This window comes from Humisphaera borealis (assembly GCF_015169395.1).
Taxonomy (GTDB): Bacteria; Planctomycetota; Phycisphaerae; order Tepidisphaerales; family Tepidisphaeraceae; genus Humisphaera; species Humisphaera borealis.
Genome location: NZ_CP063458.1, coordinates 544,650 through 564,579 on the forward strand (window position 1 = coordinate 544,650; position 19,930 = coordinate 564,579).

Consider the following 19,930-nt stretch of genomic DNA (forward strand, 5'->3'; position numbering starts at 1 on the left):
CCAATGTGGGACATTCAGCTCGATTGCACGCTTCTTAACGCCCAGAATAAAGGCGCTATTGATTGTATTAATGACGGTGACTACGGACTACCAACCGTTACAAAGCAGAACGTATCCAGCGAAGTGGCTTTAGCCGCGATGCGCCATGATTCGCAACCGCTTCTCTCAATGACAGTGCGTACCGCGTCGCTAGAGCAAGACAGTTATTTCAGCGACGCTTGGGACAAGTTCAGGAACAACATCTGGAACAATGCTCGCAGTAGTGAATATGTTCCTCCGCTACTGCGTTTCTCTCGCTGGTGCGACGACCCCGCCAAGAGTCTGATTGTCATCGGCGGATCGGTAGGATTCGACTGCGACTCGGATGACGTAAGGTTCTGCGTCCCAGATTACGCCGTCGGAACCATTGAGCGCTGGCTAGCCGATCAGTTGAATTCAAGCCGCGTGGTCTACTCGAGGTCAGTGTTTCCGATGGCTGGGTGGCGGTCTCCCCGATTTGCCCTCGAGTGGTCTCCGTACTACGTTTACCACCGCTTGATCGACAGTAAGCACGACGCGATCGAATGTCTTGAGAGTCATCGCGAGCGTGATCCGCTGCGTGCACTATTAGCATGGACGGAAGTGCGGTACTCGGACGGTGTCAGCGTTCACGATAATGTGCTTCGCACCCTCTTCGCCGGAACGGTCCTCTGCCTGCCGGCGCTGCTCTGGTGGAAACAACGATTCGCAAAGAGTCATATTGTGCCAAAATCATCCGAAGCGGTCGCTGCCGTAATGCAAATGCTGCTTCAATTTCAAGGTGTCCAGAAGAAGAATGCAGAATGGTACTTGTCAAACCTGCGAAAGATCGGGCTTCAGAGCAGGGGGTTAATGCCGGAAGGTGACTTGCTACACGCTCATGAAGTGGACGACGAAGATCTGCTGACCGCGCTGCGGGCACTCATTCCGCCAAAGCAGTTGGTCACCGGATTCCTGCTGGACGTCAGCGGCTTGGATAATGCGATGCTCCACTGAAAACGTCGGCAGCGACAGGAGCGTGGGACGGTTGGTTGCATTGCGAGAGTGGACCCATTGATAACGAATAAAGGGCTTCCGCCCAGCCCGTCGCGGTACTAATTGGAGTCTGAGGGCCGACGAACACAGCCGACGCTATCCGGCAGGCGCCAAGTATGGACCAGAAGTTGACATCGACAAATGTGATCGCTGGATCCGATCCTGCGGCTGGACGTGGCCAACTGCGGCATGTTTGGCGACCGATACGCTTCGTTTGGCTTGCAGCAGTCAGCGCATCTTTTCTTGGATGCTTGCACATATACCGCGAGATCAACTGTTCGCCACCTTACGTTCTGCATCAGGAAATACTTCAGGATGCGCGCGATTGGTTCATAAAAATGGCAGCATTCCTTCAATCACATTGGATAGATTTGGCCGTCTACATCTGGACGATCATTCTTTGCTTGACTTTCTGGGTCAAGGCGGACCCGGACGAACCAAAGAAGAAATGGCGACGCGCAATCAAGGTCGCAGCCGCTGTCTGTATTGGCGGGTGGGCGATCAAGGCGGCTGCGCTCGTTGGTGGTCTGGGTCTGATCAATGCGATGCGGTGGAACATGGGCAAGCCCAATGCCGCCGTAAAGGACTCTACGGATGCCTTCGCGGAACTTACTACGCGGCCGTCGGCGACCCCTGCAACAAAAGCATCCACTCAGCCTACTACGCGAACATCAGCAATCGCGTCCGCAGATCCCTCTACGCCAACCGCAGTCCGGGCCATTAAGGGGAACGGAGACCGAGTTTCAGGAGCATACGTCACTTTTCTGAAATCCTCCTTTCTTGGCGACGGTGTTTCCACGCCCGAAGACCATGCGCTCGCGGTTCTGCGTGGTGTTTACCCGGAACAAGCGCAGTGGGATGTACTGCTTTCCCGAAAGCTCGCTGATAACCCCGACGATGTTAAGACCGCCGTGGAGGATATGCGTGAACGCCTACGTTATATCTATGTATTGCAGGTTCTGCTCGAAGTTCCCATCGGCAGATCGTATGGTCTACACCAACTCATTTATACGATAGGCATCTTCTGTTTCTATGGCCTGCGAGTTCGTGACTTAAAGCACGCCGACGTGTATCGACGTCGATTAGATATGTGCCGGCCCCTCATCAGTCAGCTGGGACTACTAGGTACGGTCTTGGGAATGAGTCTATTCATGTTGCGCCAGGGTACCCCGGATCCGATGCGCGAGGCCCTTGGAGGCACCGCGATCTCAACATCGCAAGCTGCGGCGTTTTTCCTCGGCGTAAACAAGACCCTTATTGCCATTGCCGTTGGTGCCGTGGTAAGTTGGTACGCAATGAGTCGTGACGATACGTGGGCTGTCAAAGTATGGCCGCGGGAATGATGGTACGTGATCGCTGGTGATTGATTTTGCGAAGGTAACGCTATGGCGAGCGGACTCTTGAAGCGCGTCTCTTGGCTGCGTGTCGCGGTCGTGCTGACATTTTCCGTTGTTGTTCTAGTCGTATTCTGGGTCATCCTATCCCCAAACGATCCCATCGCACCGGAGTCATCTAAAGACTGGGCGATGAAGGTCTGTAAGGCTCTGGGGTGGGAACCGAATGAGAAGACGATTCGTGTCGGGTCCGTGGGGCAGACCCCCATTGTCGACGTCGCCAGCAGATCGATAGATGTTCCTCCAGGAAATGTACGCTTGCCCATGCCTTTGCCAATCAAAGACGGAAGTTCAGGGCGCATAGTAGCCGTCGACTGGGTTGTTGCCGGGCTAGAGAGTCGGGATGGGGGCACCAGATTAACGGTGAAAGCGGATGTGGCAGTGATTGCATTCGCGATCCTTGGCCTCACATTCGTATGGCTGATCTGCCATTTTCTATCTATCTTATCCTTGAAGAAGTGTGGGATCAGCGTCCCGTTGCGAGCCATAGTCAATCGCGTACTGATCTCCCTCGTGCCGACGGGGCTTGCAATTGCAATTCTTACTGGTCATTTCGTTCCATCAAGATCATGGACGGCCGAAACCGCGTACCGCCGCCAGTTCGTCACGGATAGAGTCAGCATGGTGCCGCATCTAGAGCCCCCAGCGACCCAAGGGACACCCCCACTCGATGAACTGCTACGTACACTCAATAGCCTCAGCGCAGCCAAGGACCACCATGTCATCCAAGCCATACTTCTTCCTGACGAATTAGGAGCACTGGCGGCTGACTACAAGGAGAGAATTCAGGATATTGTGAGGGCAAACGATATCAGACTTAGAGTTGATTCGAGTTCCGAGACGGTTCAGAGAATCGCCTATACCCTCCGACCCGACTGCAATTGTGGCTGGTTAGGTTCTATGCTTCAGCTGAAAGCCGAGCAGACGACGGACGAACTGCAGTTGAATTCGATCCAAGTCCGGCACTGGGTCGTTTCACGCAAAGTCGACTTGGTGAAATGGTTGGCCACAGCGAAAACATATCGCACCACTGGGCCCGGCTATCTGTTTAAACAGATTCCGCCGAATGAACCTGCACTGGCGCTAACCGGTCCTCAGTTTGACGCGCTATTTGAAAGCAACAAATCGCCGAGTGACGACAGCCGCGTAGAGCTGCTCGCCAGGTTGTGCTGGACCGCCGATCCCACGCTTCCGGCGATCCTCGCAAACTCGGCAACTTTGCAGGAGAAAGATTGTAGCAGGATAAAGGCAGTGCTTAAGAGACAGTTCGACCCTGCCGTAAGTACTACGGGTTCATATGCTCAACTCTACGATTACTGTTATGCGATGTACATTCTATCGGAACTCTCCCATCGGCTAGGCCGAACATGCCCCCCCCAATTAAAAGTACTGATATCCGACGAGCTATCGAGGTGCCTCAACGCGCTGGGGGGATGGACGAACAACTTCAGCAACTGGGATACGTCGTCCACTTCGCGATTTACCGGCAGTGACAGGAGCCTGCAATCAGAGCTCCTTTGGATGCTCGCCACCTTTCGGTCGAGTGGCGACGCTAGTATAAATCGTGCATGCTCATCACTTTACGTCCACCTTCTAGCGAACTGCACAGACAAGCCACAGAGTTCAACCTATGCCGAGGGCGCATATTGGGGCGCTACCCTCATTGCCTTGAACAAGAATGGTCTTCATCCCAATATTATCAAGCTCTGGCAGTTGCCGACAACAAATCCGTCGACCACAGGAGCAACTGCGGCAAACGACATGTTGAATCAAATTCTGCTCAATCTCAAGCGGCCGGTAAATATGAGTAACATGCACAGTACTTACCAGCTCTTGTTTGCGGCTCGCTTCGCTAAGCTTTGCGGGCCGACGCAGAGTACTGCGGTTGCGCAGTTGCTCGCTAATGTCCTTGCGTTTAACGGACACTGCTTGCCGCCCGGCACAAGCAGTAGCTTGTCGTACTTCGCCTCCAAGGAAGATCCAGCTAACGATGGTCGGCGTCTAGCATACTTTTTTAGCCTCATCGCAGCTGCCGAGCTACGAGATTATATCGATACCAATTTCCCAAATCTACGTCCTCCGACCTCGAATCCAACGAGTCCCTGAGAATCGAACCTCTCTTGCCGGACGGTTGCCATGAGCCGAACCTCATTCGTAGATGCGTTTTTTAATATCCTCTTCTTCCTGCTTGTCGCTGCCTGTAGCAGTATAAGCTGCACAAGCGCCAGTAGAGGACGAACGGAGGCGGGTCTCGTAGTTGTCTACGTTCCGGATGGCGATAGGCGGGACTACATGGTAGAGCTGCATAGACGAGGCAAGCAAGCGAAAGCGGCTACCCGACCGACCGATGTTGTCATCGCTAGGTTTGATCAAGCGGGAAGGCCGATAGACGACTTGCCGAGAACTGAAGCAGCGCCCAGGAAACAGCAAATTCGCATTCGCACAAAGCTTCCAGAAGAAGAGTTTGCAGTTGTAGTTATCCCTGCGTCGCCGGCAGTAGGGAAGATACCAAGTCCCGAGAATCGCGAAGCTGCGGCGCAGTTCGTGCAGCGTTGTTTTGCTGAACGGCAAGATCATCAGCATCCATCCAATCCACCACTGGGCAGAGCGGCAGACGCAATGAGTCGCGGCATTTTCGGAAGCTTAAAGGGTGGCCAGCCCACGATTAACGAATCAATTCGCACCATGCTCCAGGAGGTAGAGTTGGCGAAGCGTTCATTCAGCGGTTCGGCAATAAGGGCCTCAGTTGATAAGTTTGTGTCGTTTGATGACACGATCGTCGCCAGTGCGGGGGTTGATATTTTCAGAGCCACTAACTCGGGCCCGCTTTCTTTTCAGGAGGGATTCTTTGATCAGGCTGCCTTGATCGAGCGGCTTAATCAGATCGCGCGACAGCGTACGGTTCCCTCAAATGCCGCTTTGGATCCATGGACCCACAGTAGCGAGGCCGTCCAGACAGCCATCCAGGCGTCGCGATCCAACGCTCTTCTTTATTTGCAGATAACTCACCCCAGTACCGTGTTTGGCAGGCCACTTATTTGGTATGACTTTACGGCCGACGACGGCAAGCCGGTCGGGCTGGATATGGGAAGTCCAAAAGATGCAACGATTAGATTGGATGCTGTCGTTGGAGAGTTGGGCGACTCATCGCCGACTGGGAAAGCAGAAGCAGAGAATAAATACGGTCCATACTTCATAGATGCCCTGCTACATGTTGTCAATCCAAAGCCAAGCATCGTGGTGCTCGATCCGCGAGTAGGCGAGCGGGCCGCTACCAATTCCACTAAGGAGACGGGGTTGGTTCAGTTGCAAAGAGGCTTTCAGTTAATCGTTCCAAAGGCCGAATAGCCCTAGTTTGTGATGGACTGAGGAGGATCAAGCTCATGAAGTCGACTCGCGTGACCACCTTCGTCGACATGCTTTGCGGCATTTCGCTTTTTCTTCTCGCAATTCTCATGACAAACTCCTTGACGCGAGTGACGCTTCGGGGGACAGGCTCCGAATCGAGTGCGCGGCCTTGGGCATGTATCGAGATCATTCTTGAGCGGAGGCCCCCCGACATTTCGCCAGCTTCGCAGCCTAGTTCGCAGTTACCGGCCGAAGCCCAGCTTCGGGTGCTCGCAGCCGGGCTGCTTCCCGTGAACAGTGGAGTTTCTACTTCGATATTGGCACGCAATGCCAAGCAGCTGTCCCTGATCTTCTATGTTCCGTCGCCCGATGAGAGTAAACCCGCAAATGTTGCGATTGCACTTGTCCAGGACTATGATTGGACGAGAGATTTTGTCCCGGTGGGGCTTGTCTTGTCCGGGGATCTTCGAGAGGTGCCTGAGATTGCGGTGGGTGACTTGAAGGATATTATTCATCGCGTGATGTCGCCAGAAAAGCAGTTCTCCAGCTGCACGCTTGGTATGGTTGTTCGATCGCCAAGTTCGGCAACATCTGCTCCTGCGACAGTTCCGGTGCGCTGATTCAGATGGACCTATTTTCGGAGTGTTTATGGTGGAGTTCGAACTACTGCAGGTTACGAAGGAGCATGATCCGAAGTGGGACGGGCTGGGAGGTATTAGAATTGTTTCCACTGAGTGGATAAATGCCGCTGACATGACTTGGGAGGCTGTTATGCTTAATCAAACATTAGTTGCCAGGCAAGCCCTATGTCTTGTGGGATGCAAGGTTTCTACTGTTCAGAAATTGGATGAATGTGGAAAAGAGTATAGAAAGCAAGGCAGGGCGGCTTTGAGGACGATTAATGAGGGGAGTGTTGCCATTGTAGCTGGCCTACGCCTGGAAAGTCCCTGCCTGTTTGCACCCGTTGACGCACCGCTTTTATCCGATCCCCCTAAGGGCCTTACTGAAGCGCTATTGCCTCCCAACAATCCCGGCGATTGGAGGAGCGGATGGAATGCGATCGTCAAAGATGTCTGTAGTCTCCAGATTGATCTCGACCTTCGCTTCGCAGAAACTCTTTTGCAAGCCAGTTCTTCGGTAGTCGATGCAGTGTTTGAACTGAAGAAAGCGTCCGCCATCCCGAGCCGCCTGGTTCTCTTGGAGCGCAAAGTCGCCGGGTGGTTGTTCTGCCGCTCGGAATATCGCGATTGGCTTCGTGGCCATCTTAAGATACTAGGCTGGTACTTGTCAGTTTATAGGAAAGCACCCATTGCGGCTCAATAGACTTGAGCTGAATCTTAGGTAGTGCTTGATCACATACTCGTTGTTGAGGACGTGGTTCGTGATACTGAAGATCGAGTTCAAACCGAGTTGAATTCGGTTGAGAGGACAATGAGGTCTTCCATGGCTTACCAACCTCGCGATCGTGTCGATTCTGTGTCTGCAGAGGGCTGGCGACAATCGCAATTGTTTTCACTCAGGATTCAATGTGGACTGGACTATGGGGTCGCGAGTGCTAGGCGTATCGATAACGATCTGAGTATTTCGCTGTTCTGGCCTAGTGGACGATGGTCAGAGGTCTATCTGAGTCAGAATGAGGTCTGTAGCGTTGTTTGGCCGAACTACCCGAATGATGTATTTCCACGTACGAGCCTAGATGTGGCGTATTCTGACAGTACGCTTGAAGCCAAGTGGTATCGCGTCAGGGAAAGGAATCAGATTGAGAATGTTCTCACTGAACGGATCGCGCTAAAGTTCAAGGTTGTCGGTAATGTCGTTTTTTTGACAGAGGCTCCAGTTCTAAGTTGGCTGGCAGCTAGGACAGCGCTCAATAGCTTCAACGATAGTCTTGGGCGAAGTGAGGCCTTGTGTCGTGTCGGATTCCCGTCATGTGCAAAACTTCTGGCGTCCCTTGGGATTTTCTCGGCTGCAGAGGAGCCTTCGAGGGACTGGTCTCTCTTGCAGGCTTGGGATGAAGTTATGAAGGCGTTTTCCCGTGAGGGGTTTGATCTGGCTGGAGTCCGTATCAACGATCCGAGCGCCGCATTGGCGAGCCTTGTCAAATCGCTAGAGGATAAGCTCTTCCCGATAGGGACACAGGTGCCGTTCAACGCGACTTTAGCCGGCTTGTTCAATCTCGAGTCAATCGAGGTAATGAACGCGAGATCCCAGTGGGTCCAATACGGTCCGCAACCTCCTGCTGGCGATTTTTTGAGGATGCGGAGAACCTGAACGTCTGAGGTTCTGGATTCACAGTGGACGACTTTCCGAGTAGATCGCCCGGCGACGTGCTCGGCTTTGAGAGATGATAACAGGATCTGTGGATGGACCCGGCAACTCAAGCGCCATTTCGTACTCCGTCGACGTGCACGATGCCGTCGATCACGGCCTTTAGGGTCGCACTGCCGTTGAGCTTTCGCCAGCCCGACTCGGTCGTAGTCGCGGGGGCGTTCCTCGGCCACGAATTGCGGGCGGCTACTGACCGCTAGATTTTCATAACGCGCACCCCCTTGCGCCCTCCGCGGACCGATGGTAAATCCGCGCCATGCGAAAGAATGGAACACGCCAGGAGTGGGATCGGGTCCGGAGCATCGCGGCCAACATGTTCGAGCAGGATCGCGAGCCGGCCGAAATCGCCAAAGACCTTCGGGTCGACGACCAGACCGTCCGAGCCTGGCGGCGGGCATACCGCAAGGGCGGCCGTGACGCACTGGTGTCGCGCAAACCACCCGGACGCCCGTCGCGGCTGAATGAGGCCCAGCGTAAGACTCTTGCCGGGTTGCTGCTCAAGACGCCCAGGGAGTGCGGATTCGACAAGTATCTCTGGACCCAACAGCTGATTGCCGACCTGATCGAGCGTGAGTTCCAGGTGAAGTACCACCACGACCACATCGGCGTCATGCTGAAAGACATGGGCTTTTCCCATCAGAAGCCCCAACGTCGGGCACGCGAGCACGACCCGGTGAAGGTGGCCGCCTGGCGGTCGGAGCTCTGGCCGGAACTTCTAAAAAAAGTATCGAGTCCGGCGGAGTGATTCTGATGGCCGACGAGGTCGGCTTCATGATGACGCCGAACGTCAAGAAGACTTGGGCCCCGATCGCTCAGACGCCGGTCGTCGCCTACCGCAATCGGCGGCAGCAGAAAGTCAGCGTGCTGGGGGCCGTGGTCTTGCACGCCGCCACGGCGAAGATCGATCTTGTGTGCGACTTCCATCCCGACAGCTACGTCCGCGGCGAGCAGGCGGCGGCGTTCCTGCACCGCGTGCTTGTCGAGTACCCCGAGAAAACGATCGATGTGGTCTGGGACAATCTTTCGGCACACAAGTCGCCGATCGTGAAGGAACTGGCGGCGGAGTACCCGCGTTTGAGGTTGCACTATCTGCCGACGTACGCGCCGCAGCTCAATGCGGTGGAAGGCGTATGGAGCCTGACGAAGTACCACCGGATGGCGAACCACACGATTGGGGAGTTGGAGAAACTTCACGCCGAGGCCAAGCGACACTTGGACGACGTAGGCGGCAATCAGGCGTTGCTCCGCTCGTGCTTCGAAGGCGCGGAACTCGCGCTAAACTTATCCAGCGCTCAGTAATCATAATCAGCCTGGCAAACGTAGAGGCCTCAGGCTGCGGTAACTGCCTGAGGCCTCTACGTTTCGGTCGCCGTTACTTCTTGCCGCCAAAGAATTTCTTTGCAGTTTCCACCACTCGGCGTGCATTTTCCTCCAGCTTTCGCCGCCTCGCTTCCTCCTCTCGCCGCTCGCGCTCTTCACGCTTTCGCCGCTCGCGTTCTTCGGCCTCTCGCAGCCGCGCCATCGCTTCTACGGCGTCTTTCCTGAGCTTCTCAGCAGTGTCGCCGACGACCTCGATCACCCGTTCTCCACCCTTCGCAACGGCTTTTGCCCCGTCTTGGCCGGCTTGGACGACTTGGCCGCCCTTTTTGCCGACGGCATCGACGATCTCGCCGCCCGTTTTGAGGACTCCCTCGACCCCTTCCTTCGGTCGGGGCGCGTACGCGATCGTCACGCTCTTCGGCACGAACCCGCACGCCCCCCAGAAATCGCTCTTGTAGCTCACGAAGCCGTAGCCACCTACACCCCAGTCTTCTGCCCACGAGTTCCGTACTTCGAAGGCTTGCCGGTCGTCGTCGTAGCCAGTCAGGACGACTGCGTGATTCGGCCGTCCCCTCGAAACGATGACCCTATCGGTCTTGACGCCTTGAAGCGGATCGGCATTCAGATGCACGATCACAGGCCCTTTTTTCAGAGCCGTCTTGAGCGAAGCGACGTTGGCGATCGGTCCGCCGGTCAGCGGCACCCCGGCGGTCAGCGGTACGGCCCTGAAAACGTCGTTTAACTTCGCGCGCTTGGCCAGATCTTTGTCGCGCCACGGCATCTTTTCCTCTTCACAGACACCGAACTTCACAACCGTGGCGAGGGCGATTTGCGCCGCGTTGGGCGTGTCGAGCACGCCCAGATTGTGGCCCGACTTGTTCAGCAGATCCTGCTCCGACAGGTCGAGGTCTCGGCCCGTTTCGCGCTTGTACGTGATTTCCATCGCCGCGATCGTGGCGAAGGCCACACACGCGTTGCTGTCGCCTTGATCCCGCACGGGACCGCAGAACTCGCGATACGACAGTTTTTCCGCCGACACGCTGGAAGCGAAACAGCCCAGCAGAACCAGGACCACGAAATTGGGCTTGGCATTGCCCATAATAGCCTCTCGATGCCGAATTGGCATCCGGTAGAAACACGATGGCGATCAGCACGGTGGCCGATTCGGCACCATCGTCGAGGGCAAAATCTAGCCCCGCGTTGGAGGAACCTTCAACAGCAAAAAGCGGGGGAAAATTCGGGGGCTGGCCGAAACCTGGAAGGGGAGACGGTGACCAAATCTGCGTTTTTGACCCTATCCGGCGACCTGGGCTGGGGGAGGCGGGTTCCCCAGGAAAAAACTGTCGCCGTTCTCGTTCTCACTGACTGACTTGACGACCTTCGGCGTCAGGCCCCGGTATGCCTCGGTTCAGGCGGCGATCGGTGATAAATCCCCCGGCGGCAACGAATCCGCCGGCGTCGAGCCGGTGATCACAATGACGGCACCTGAATCAGGCAACCGATGACCCCCTCGCCGGGACAGCGGTCTCTCCGTTCTTCAAAACGGAGCAGGGAACCGGTACGTGCGCGCCCATCAGAACTAAAATGCCACCGCGCGGTCATTCTGCAAAATGATCCGAAGTAAGGGGCCGAGCGACGCGCCCCGGCGGCGTCTCTCTTGAACTCGCACGGGAGACCCCGCCCATCTCTAAACTATGCTTAAAATAACTATTGAATCTTAAATGGATACGGCGTAAGATCTGCCCATGGACGTGGAGCCTGAAGATCGCCGTGCCATGGAAGTCGTCGAGGTTGCGGAAAAGGCCTTGGCCGCTCTAGCCGCGGAAGCGGCTGTCGCTCGCGACTACACTCGCGCCGCACGGTTGCTCGAAATAGCGCAGCGACTGGTTGCGTTGGCCCGGGCTGCCGGGCTGGACCCGGGCGTCAATACTTCGCCTCCTGACCTGTCGAAGTCCGGCTCTGGTAACGGCTTCGTGACTGCGAACGCATCTCCGTCAACAAGCCATTCGACGGCAAACCGTTCCAAGACAGTTGTGGAGGAGCGGGGAGCAGTACAGCCATCCGATCGCCCGGCGACCTCCCGGCTTCGCGGTCGTGCGGCTGGCTATCCTCGATTCAAGCGGTCAGGCGATACTCTCGTCAAAGTGGGCTGGTCAAAATCGGATCGCGCCACTTACGAACACCGTTGCCCGAAGGATGCCCTTGAGCTGCTTGTTCGCCGTATTGAATCGCTGGCGACCTCTCCGGAATTCGCCGAAACCGGACGTTTTACCACCGATCAACTCCTCCCTCTGATCGATGCAGCCACCGGCGACGAAGTACCGACCTACCGCCACTACATGTGCCTGGCGTGGCTTAGTCAGGTCGGCGTTTTCGAGAAGCACGGCCGCCAGGGGTACACACTTGCGCAGAGTTCCGGGAGTCTAGACGCCATCGTAGCCAACGCGTGGGAGAAGCTGCCGACGCGGTAGTGGTCGTCGGAGGACGGAGACGCCACTCCACATTGATATAGAAAATCACGAACGTGGATTTAGTTCCACAGTACCGGTTATAGTCACGCCTGGAGAAGGGGAAGTCATGTCATCTGAGCCGAAGTACGCTGAACCGTTCATCGTCGATAACGCCGCTCCCGACTACAAAGTCGCTGACCTCGTCCGCCGCTGGTCTCGCGCCGCTGTCGAACTTGACGTCGCCACCGGCCACTTCGAGATTGGTGGCATACTCGCGCTTCGCGACGACTGGACCGGCGTCAAGCGATTCCGGGTGCTGCTGGGCGATCAGGTCACTGCCCGCACCAAGCGAGACTTTGACCGCATCCTGTCCCGCATCACCCGGGAACTCGACGGCAGCATCGAAGACGAAAAACGCCGCAACGACTTCCTCGACGGCATCAATGCTATCGTCGAGGCCATGCGCGCCGGCCGTTTCCAGGCCCGCGTCTATCGCAAGGCCAAGTTCCACGCCAAGGCGTATATCGCCCGTGGCGACACCGGCGACGCGACCGCGCTGGTTGGCTCGTCAAACTTCACACTGCTGGGTCTGACCCAAAACGTCGAACTGAACGTCCGTCACACCGGTCCGCAGGCGGCAGAGATTGCAACGTGGTTCGACCGCCACTGGGAGGAAGCGGAGGACATCACCGCCGACCTGCTCCGCGTGATCGACCGGCACATCGAGCCATTTACGCCATTCCAGATTTACGCCAAGAGCCTGCAGGAACTGTTCCTCGGCCACAGCCTGACCGAGACCGAATGGGAGACTGGCGCCGGCCCGCGCCGCTCCCGCGTCTATCCGCTGCTCGATCGCTACCAGCGCGACGGCTACCACCACCTCGTCAAGATTGCCGAGCGCTTCGGCGGCGCGTTTCTCTGCGATGGTGTCGGTCTGGGTAAAACGTTCATGGGCCTGATGCTCATCGAGCGGCTCGTCGTCCACGAACGCAAGAACGTCTGTCTTCTCGTCCCCAAGGCCGCCCGCAAGCCGGTCTGGGAAGCGGCGATCAAGCGATACCTCCCCGACCTGGGCGGCGTGTTCGGTTCTCGCCTGACGATCTACAACCACACTGATCTCATCCGCGGCGCATCGGCCGACCGCGACTTCCCCGCCGAATTCCGCCAGATCGCCGCCGAGGCCGATACTTTTGTCATCGATGAGGCCCACCACTTCCGCAATCCCGGCATCGCTGGCGAAGGGGAGCGCAAGCCCTCTCGATACCGCAAGCTGTTCGACATCTGCGACAACAAGCAGATGTTCCTGCTCACCGCGACGCCGGTGAACAACCGGCTCATCGATCTGCAGCACATGATCGAACTGTTCTCGCGCAAGATCCCCGACTATTTCCAGCATCGCGATCCCACCCTCGGCGTTCACTCCCTGCCCGGCCACTTCCGCAAGATGGAGAAGGACCTGGAGCAGCTCGTCTACGCCTCCGCCGGCGGACCCGCCCCGACTGGTGAAACACCAGCAACCGATCTCGTCGAGGCCGAACGTGTTCTCTCCGACGATCGGCTTTTCCGCCGGATCGTCGTCCAGCGCAGCCGTAGCTATGTGAAGGAAAGCCAGATCGCCCAGGGTGGCCGCCAGGCGATCTTCCCCGTTCGCGAAGCGCCGCGCGTCGCCGACTATCATCTCCGCAAGACCTACGGGCGGTTGCTGGGAATGGTCGAGACCGCGTTTAAGAAGGAAAAGCCCCTCTTCAGTCTCGCGATCTACAACCCCATGGGCTACCCAGCCCAGCCCGGCAAGGAAATCGTCGTCGGTGATGAACTGTTCCCTGGTGCCACCAAGGGCCGGCAGATGCAGATCGTCGGCCTCATTCGTACCAGCTTCCTGAAGCGGTTCGAAAGCTCCGCCGAGGCCTTCCGCCGTTCGTGTCGGCTGCTCCTACTCAAGCTGCTGGCGTTCGCCGAGGTTCATACCGAAACCCGCGAGGAACGCCAGCACCTGGACCGCTTCAAGTCCCGCCACGCCGAACTGGTCGGCCGGGTCGAGCGCGATCCGACGCTTTTCGACGACCCCGACGCCGACGAATCAGAAGATCTCGTGCCGGTGGAGATGATCGAAGAGGCCGAGGCGAAAAAACTCCGTCGTTCCGAGTACAACGTCGCCAAGATGCTCGATGAGACCCGCGACGACCTGGAAACCGTTGCCGATTTTCTGAAGGAGCTGGACCGGTTCGAGCCGGCGAACGACGACAAGCTCAAGGCCCTCATCAGGCTCCTCAAGACCGATTCGGTCCTCAAGCACCACAAGGTGCTGATCTTCACCGAGTTCACCGACACCGCCCGTTACCTTGAAGCACAACTCGCCGCTGCCGGCATCACCGGCGTCGCCGAGATCGACGGCTCCACCCGCGCCGACCGTGGCGACGTCATCCGGCAGTTCTCGCCGTACTACAACGGCTCCTCTTCAGGCGAACTCGCGGCCTCCGGCATGCCCGAAACGCGCGTCCTGATCTCCACCGACGTCCTCTCCGAAGGCCTGAACCTCCAGGACGCCACCCGGTTGATCAACTACGACCTGCACTGGAACCCGGTGCGGCTGATGCAGCGGATCGGCCGCGTGGACCGCCGGATGAACCCCGAAATCGAATCGCTCCTGCTTGCCGACGACCCCGACCAATCGTCGATCCGCGGCAACGTCGTCTATTGGAACTTCCTCCCGCCGGACGAACTGAACGAACTGCTCACCCTTTACAGCCGGGTGACGCACAAGACGCTGAGGATCAGTAAGACGTTCGGCATCGAAGGGCGCAAGCTACTGACCCCCGACGATGACTACGAGGCGTTGAAGGATTTCAACAAGGAATACGAAGGCACGCCGACGGACGAAGAGAAGCTGCACCTGGAGTATCTCAAGCTGGTCGCCGAGCACCCGGGCCTGGAGGAGAAGCTGGAGGCGATGCCGCACCGCGCGTTCAGCGGTCGGTCGCACCCCAGACCGAATTCGCGGGCGGTCTTCTTCTGCTACGCGCTGCCTGGCCCGCCGAGCGCAGATGCGGCGCAGCCGACACTGTTCACCCCCGGCGGCGAGCCGCTGCAATGGGTCGAAGAGACCGGCGAGACGCGCTGGTATCTGTACGATCTGGCGACAGGCAACATCAAGGAGTGCGCCGCTGACATAGCTGACGTCAGCGCACGATGGATGGCACGGCGGTAGGTCGCCGTGCTGTAATGATTCCCCACCGTACGTCCAGACTTTTTCCGGTTCGGCTTCTGTCCCGGACGGCGATGAACTCGGGCGCGGGCATGCCGAGCGGCTTCCGCCTCGCGTGGCGAAAAGAGACAGGCGTCGGCAGGGCGATCGCCGTTCATGAAAACCTTCAGGATCGCCTGCGCCTTTGGACCGAAGTAGATCCTGCGTTCCTTTCCGTGGTGTGCGGTTTTGTGCGACTGGGGATGGAAGACCCAGACCGGCATGTCTCGATCGATGTCAACGGCGCGGAGCCTCACCAGTTCGTCGGCCCGGGCAGCGGTGAGCAGTTGGAGATCAATCAATGCGCGAACCTGTTGAGGCAGGCGGCGACGGACGGCGCGGATCAGGCGTCGGGGGACGGGCTTAACCCTGGGCCGCTACGGCGCCTCCCCGCGGCGCAGTGGTTCTACTGTGCGTAGTTGACCGCACACGGTTTCCGGAAGCATCTCGTGCGAGGCGGCCCAGCGGAACAGGGCGCGGACGCGACTGACCTGCCGATTGATGTGCCGGCGAGTCCATCCTGACCGGATCATTTCGCTCCGAACGGTCCGCAGAGCGTTGGGCCCGAACTGCAGTGCTGGCGTCGAACCGTAGAGGCGTTCGACGACGTTCAGTGCCGCCCGAATCGTATCGACCTCCGCGGCCGTGTACCGCTCCTTGGCCCAGGACCAGTAGGGGACCAGAAGGTTTCGCACGGTCGAAGTCGGAGCGGGTGCCACCAGCGGTAAAAGCACCCGCCCGTTGGCCAGCCACTGGGCGACGAATCGGTCGTACTTCTCTCGACTGGCCGGGTCACCGTACCGTCCAAGCCAAATCTGTCGTCCGTCGACTTTGACGAAGGCTTGGCCACGCTGGTGGCGGGAATACTTGGGAATATGAGAGGAAAGCTTCGGCATCGCTGCGGCTCCGGAAAAGGTGGTGCGCGCACCACTGATCCGTCTGCCGCACTGCCTTCCGGCAGGAAACGCTAACCCAGCGTTTCGGCTAGACATGTGTTAAATGGGCGGTACAGGACTCGAACCTGTGACCTCACGGGTGTGATCCGTGCGCTCTAACCAACTGAGCTAATCGCCCTGCATTGTCGACCGAAAGCTTACGAACTCTCGCGACCGAAATCAATGTGGCGTTGGCGGCTTGCCGGCGGGCGTGGGGTGGCATTCGCCGGGCGGTGTCTTCAGGTCGTGGCTTGCGGGAGGTGGTCCGCGAGGGATTTCAGCCAGGCTGCATTGGCGGGGGGGAACTGGTAGTCGGGCAGCTCCGTCAGCGTCACCCATCGAAACTCCTGCGATGCCAAGGGCTTGGGGTCGCCGGCGCTCAGATCGCAGATGAAGGGATGAAGAACGACGGTCGCCGATGGATAGTCGTGCGTCGACGCCTGCAGCGTACTTCGCACGCTGACTTTGATATCGAGTTCTTCGGCCAGCTCCCGGCGAAGGGCGTCTTCGAGCGATTCGCCCGGCTCTACCTTTCCGCCGGGGAACTCCCAGAAGCCGGCGAGATGGCGGCCGTCGTCGTGGCGGCGGGTGATGAGCACCCGTCCCCGTTCAACGACGATCCCGATGACGACCTGAACTGGGGGCATGGCAAACGTGCTGTGGGCGGTGCGCGATCGTTGTGTGAACCGACGTCCGCCACACGGGACGCGGGCGCCGTCGTGGCGTTTTCAAGCGTGCTTTGCTGTTCTATCACGGACGGGTTAACCGACCAAGCCGGCGGGGCGAGCCGACCCGAAATCGGCTCGGCTAAAACCGTCGTAAATCCATATCATTATTATGTTTAAGTTCAACCAGTAGTCGTCCAATCCGGCGTATTGTTTCGTTGACAGGGGTCGCCCGCACCGCTATAGTTTGCCCATCGGCGGAGCGGAGAGATTCTCTCATTTCGCCAACAGACTAAGCGGCTTCTAAGCCGTGGCGCACTTCCGGAGGCGGTCTAGGAGCCACCCCTCCGGAAGTTTTTTTATGTCCTGGTTTTTCGTTCCTTCGTTCTTCAATTCCTCCTCCTTCGCCTCGCCCGACATCACATCCCACGGCACGCTCGACGGATGATTCTTGTCAGCTTGATCGTTTGTCGCGCTCGGTATGCTTGACGGACCGACAGACCGCGTGGACCCTGTGGTCAATGACGACCATCGGCATGCAGTACGACGTTCTTCCCGGCAAAGAGCAGATCTTTGTCGACGCCTTCATCCGCGTGCTCGAGGCGCTTAAGGGCGTGCCGGGCCATCAGGAATCGCACCTCTATGAAGACGTGCAGCAAAAGGGCACCTACCTGATTGTCAGCCAGTTCGCCCGAATGGAAGACTTCACCGCCTTTATTCACAGCGACGCGTTCAAAGCCGTCACCAACTGGGGCAAGGAAGAGATTCTCCGCGGCCGGCCGCGACACAAGGTCTACGCCCAGTAGGAACTGAAGTCACTTCCGTCCGCCTTCGGGCGTGAGGACCGCCGTGACCGGGGGCAGACACGCCGACGCATTACAAGGCTGATATGACAGTCTGACGCGCACCTGCGCCGGATCGGGCGGCGCGTCGTGCCAATGGACGATGATCTCAGTCCGCCCGCCGTAGACCCTCACTTCGGGCAGGCTCGGGTCGGGCTGAAACGGCTCTCCCGGGGGATAGCCGATGCCCGCGACGAGCGCCGTCGGTTCGACGACGAGGGTTGTCGGGATCAGGCCGCTGCCCGCGGGCACTACGCCGGCGTTGACATGCCAGCCGTCGCGGATCGTCATCTCGACCCGCAACTCCTTCGCCGACGTCCAGGCCGCCGTCGTGGCGACCGCGTCCCGTGCCGCCTCCACCAGGCTTTGGGTCGTCGGTGCTGGCGGCGTATCGTCCACCACTTCGGCGTTGATCGCGAACGGGCCGTCCTTCAGCAGCGACAGCAACGCCGCCTGCACCATCGAGCCCATCGCCTCGCCGTGCTCGACGACGCCCTGGCTGAAGACGGCGATCGTCCGCTGGGCGGCATCGGTCAGGCTCGGGAATGTCATGCTCAGGGCCGTCAGCGCCATCGCGGCGGCAGCGTTGCCGCTGGGCAGGGGGCTGTCCTGGGCGGTCTTCTGGCGGATGAACAGGTCATCGGCCAGGCGGTCAGTGAAGTAGAACCCGCCGGTCACCTCGTCGCCGAAGCGATCGGTCATCACGTCGACCAGGCGTTTGGCTTCGGTCGTCCACCTGGGGTCCTGTGTTGCGACGGCCAGGTCGGTCAGGGCCCAGGCGAGGAAGGCGTAGTCGTCGAGGAACGCTCGGTACTTCTTCACGCCGTCGCGGCTGGTGCGATAGAGCCCGCCATCGTCCGTCGCGTGATAGGACAGCAGGTGTGTCGCCGCTTTGGCCGCTGCGTCGGTGTACCGCGATTCCTCGAGCACCCGGCCGGCGACGGCGAGTCCCCGAATCATTAGCGCGTTCCAACTCGTCAGCACCTTGGTATCCAATAGCGGCTGTTTGCGGGTCGCGCGGTGCTCCCGCAGCTTCAGCCGCATCGCTTGTAGCTCGGCGTCCAGCAAAGCGGACGTCGCCCCCGGCACGTTCGGCTCGGCGACGAACAGGATGTTCTTGTCGGCGACGCCTGATCCGTGATGCGGGTCGGCGAAGTTGGGTCCACGGTCGAGGCCGTAGACGCGGTTAAACCGTCGGGCGTCGTCCGGCCCCAGCACCGCTTCCACCTCGGCCGGCGTCCAGAGGTAGTTCAACCCTTCCTGGTGATCCACCTCGGCGTCGAACGCCGTGTAGAACGCGCCCTCGGGGCTGGTCATTTCCCGCAGCACGAAGTCGGCGATGTCGCGCGAGACCTGGGCGTAGCGGGCGTCGCCGGTCAAGCGGTACGCCTCGGCGTAGCAGACGAGTAGCATCGCGTTGTCGTACAGCATGATCTCGAAGTGGGGGACGAGCCACTTGGCGTCGGTGCTGTAGCGGTGGAAGCCGCCGCCGAGGTGGTCGCGGATGCCGCCGTGCATCATGGCGTCGAGCGTGTGCAGCAGCATCGCTCGGACCTTTGCTTTGGGTGTACGGCCGCCGGTCTCCTTTTCATCCAGATCGCTGTGCAGATACGTCAGCAGCAGTTCCAGCGCCGTCTGCCGGGGGAACTTGGGGGCGTGGCCGAACCCGCCGAAGTGGGGTTCGTAGTCGGCGACCGACCGATCGACGAGCGACCCGATGAACGCCGGCTCAATCCGCAGTGTCTCGTTAGGCGTCGAGGGCCGGGCCAGCCGCTGGAGCATCGAGGCGATCTGATCGGCACTTTCGGTAACTTCGCCGGACCGGTTCCGCCAGGCGTCGTCGATCGCATTGCAGACGCGCGGGAAGCCGGGGCGGCCCTGCATGTCCGTCGGCGGGTAGTAGGTGCCGCCGTAGAACGGCCGGCGGTCGGGCGTCAGCCAGACGCTCATCGGCCAGCCGCCCTGACGGCTGATGATCTGGATCGCCGACATGTAAAGCTGATCGACGTCGGGGCGTTCTTCGCGGTCGACCTTGATGCAGACAAACAGCCGGCTCATCAGGGCGGCGATCGGTTCGACCTCAAAACATTGCCGCTCCATCACGTGGCACCAGTAGCAGGTGCTGTACCCGACCGACAGAAAGATGGGCTTGTTCTCGCGGCGGGCGCGCTCGAAGGCTTCTTCGCCCCAGGGATACCAGTCCACGGGGTTGTGCTGGTGCTGGAGGAGGTAAGGAGACGTCTCTTTGGCCAGGCGGTTGGTGTGCGTCATGCGGTTGGCACAAGCTTAGGGGGGACGGACATTCTTGTCTTTCGCTTGTGTCCGAAAGAAGTACTCGAACGGCGACCGGT

16 protein-coding genes and 1 tRNA gene are annotated in these 19,930 nt (G+C 58.8%); 12 read left to right on the forward strand and 5 right to left on the reverse strand.

Going from position 1 to position 19,930, the window contains the following annotated elements; genetic code table 11:
• Positions 1-3: 3 nt before the first annotated feature.
• The 8 genes from IPV69_RS02125 (at position 4) to IPV69_RS02160 (ending at position 9,422) form a co-directional block, all read left to right on the forward strand.
• The gene (locus IPV69_RS02125; protein WP_206293265.1) at positions 4-1,014 is read left to right on the forward strand and encodes a hypothetical protein; all 1,011 of its coding nucleotides are present in this window, start codon (positions 4-6) and stop codon (positions 1,012-1,014) included.
• Between the two features lie 155 nt (positions 1,015-1,169).
• Positions 1,170-2,396: a hypothetical protein gene (locus tag IPV69_RS02130; protein ID WP_206293266.1), complete on the forward strand. Its 1,227-nt coding sequence runs from the start codon at positions 1,170-1,172 to the stop codon at positions 2,394-2,396.
• A gap of 42 nt (positions 2,397-2,438) precedes the next feature.
• Positions 2,439-4,553, forward strand: a complete 2,115-nt coding sequence (locus IPV69_RS02135) for a hypothetical protein (RefSeq protein ID WP_206293267.1) — start codon at positions 2,439-2,441, stop codon at positions 4,551-4,553.
• A gap of 30 nt (positions 4,554-4,583) precedes the next feature.
• Positions 4,584-5,795 (forward strand): hypothetical protein, encoded by a 1,212-nt coding sequence (locus tag IPV69_RS02140; protein ID WP_206293268.1) that lies wholly within the window; start codon positions 4,584-4,586, stop codon positions 5,793-5,795.
• 35 nt (positions 5,796-5,830) lie between these two features.
• Positions 5,831-6,415 (forward strand): hypothetical protein, encoded by a 585-nt coding sequence (locus tag IPV69_RS02145; protein ID WP_206293269.1) that lies wholly within the window; start codon positions 5,831-5,833, stop codon positions 6,413-6,415.
• Between the two features lie 28 nt (positions 6,416-6,443).
• Positions 6,444-7,118, forward strand: a complete 675-nt coding sequence (locus tag IPV69_RS02150; protein WP_206293270.1) for a hypothetical protein — start codon at positions 6,444-6,446, stop codon at positions 7,116-7,118.
• A 1,261-nt stretch (positions 7,119-8,379) separates the two neighbouring features.
• On the forward strand, positions 8,380-8,868 hold the full coding sequence (locus tag IPV69_RS02155; protein ID WP_206293271.1) for a winged helix-turn-helix domain-containing protein: 489 nt from the start codon (positions 8,380-8,382) through the stop codon (positions 8,866-8,868).
• 5 nt (positions 8,869-8,873) lie between these two features.
• Positions 8,874-9,422, forward strand: coding sequence for an IS630 family transposase (locus tag IPV69_RS02160; RefSeq protein WP_206293272.1), 549 nt, complete (start codon positions 8,874-8,876; stop codon positions 9,420-9,422).
• A 73-nt stretch (positions 9,423-9,495) separates the two neighbouring features.
• Here the strand turns inward: IPV69_RS02160 and IPV69_RS02165 are convergent, their stop codons facing one another.
• Complete coding sequence (locus IPV69_RS02165; protein WP_206293273.1) at positions 9,496-10,542, reverse strand: C1 family peptidase; 1,047 nt, start codon at positions 10,540-10,542, stop codon at positions 9,496-9,498.
• A 646-nt stretch (positions 10,543-11,188) separates the two neighbouring features.
• Here IPV69_RS02165 and IPV69_RS02170 point away from each other — a divergent pair.
• From IPV69_RS02170 to IPV69_RS02180, 3 genes are all read left to right on the forward strand, one after another.
• Complete coding sequence (locus IPV69_RS02170) at positions 11,189-11,914, forward strand: hypothetical protein (RefSeq protein ID WP_206293274.1); 726 nt, start codon at positions 11,189-11,191, stop codon at positions 11,912-11,914.
• A gap of 106 nt (positions 11,915-12,020) precedes the next feature.
• The gene (locus IPV69_RS02175) at positions 12,021-15,101 is read left to right on the forward strand and encodes a helicase-related protein (RefSeq protein ID WP_206293275.1); all 3,081 of its coding nucleotides are present in this window, start codon (positions 12,021-12,023) and stop codon (positions 15,099-15,101) included.
• A 71-nt stretch (positions 15,102-15,172) separates the two neighbouring features.
• Positions 15,173-15,556: a hypothetical protein gene (locus IPV69_RS02180; protein WP_206293276.1), complete on the forward strand. Its 384-nt coding sequence runs from the start codon at positions 15,173-15,175 to the stop codon at positions 15,554-15,556.
• Here IPV69_RS02180 and IPV69_RS02185 read toward each other — a convergent pair.
• The 3 genes from IPV69_RS02185 to mutT all read right to left on the reverse strand — a co-directional run bounded on the left by IPV69_RS02185 (position 15,515) and on the right by mutT (position 16,719).
• Complete coding sequence (locus tag IPV69_RS02185; protein WP_206293277.1) at positions 15,515-16,033, reverse strand: hypothetical protein; 519 nt, start codon at positions 16,031-16,033, stop codon at positions 15,515-15,517. The genes IPV69_RS02180 and IPV69_RS02185 overlap by 42 nt on opposite strands.
• 104 nt (positions 16,034-16,137) lie before the next feature.
• Positions 16,138-16,211 (reverse strand) — tRNA-Val (locus IPV69_RS02190).
• A gap of 100 nt (positions 16,212-16,311) precedes the next feature.
• Positions 16,312-16,719 (reverse strand): 8-oxo-dGTP diphosphatase MutT, encoded by a 408-nt coding sequence (gene mutT, locus IPV69_RS02195; RefSeq protein WP_206293278.1) that lies wholly within the window; start codon positions 16,717-16,719, stop codon positions 16,312-16,314.
• Between the two features lie 539 nt (positions 16,720-17,258).
• Here mutT and IPV69_RS02200 point away from each other — a divergent pair.
• On the forward strand, positions 17,259-17,543 hold the full coding sequence (locus IPV69_RS02200) for an antibiotic biosynthesis monooxygenase family protein (protein ID WP_206293279.1): 285 nt from the start codon (positions 17,259-17,261) through the stop codon (positions 17,541-17,543).
• Positions 17,544-17,552: 9 nt separating this feature from the next.
• On the opposite strand, the gene IPV69_RS02205 is transcribed toward IPV69_RS02200, so the two are convergent.
• Positions 17,553-19,850 carry a DUF255 domain-containing protein gene (locus IPV69_RS02205; protein ID WP_206293280.1) on the reverse strand — a complete coding sequence of 766 codons (2,298 nt, stop codon included), beginning with the start codon at positions 19,848-19,850 and terminating at the stop codon, positions 17,553-17,555.
• Positions 19,851-19,930: the final 80 nt, after the last annotated feature.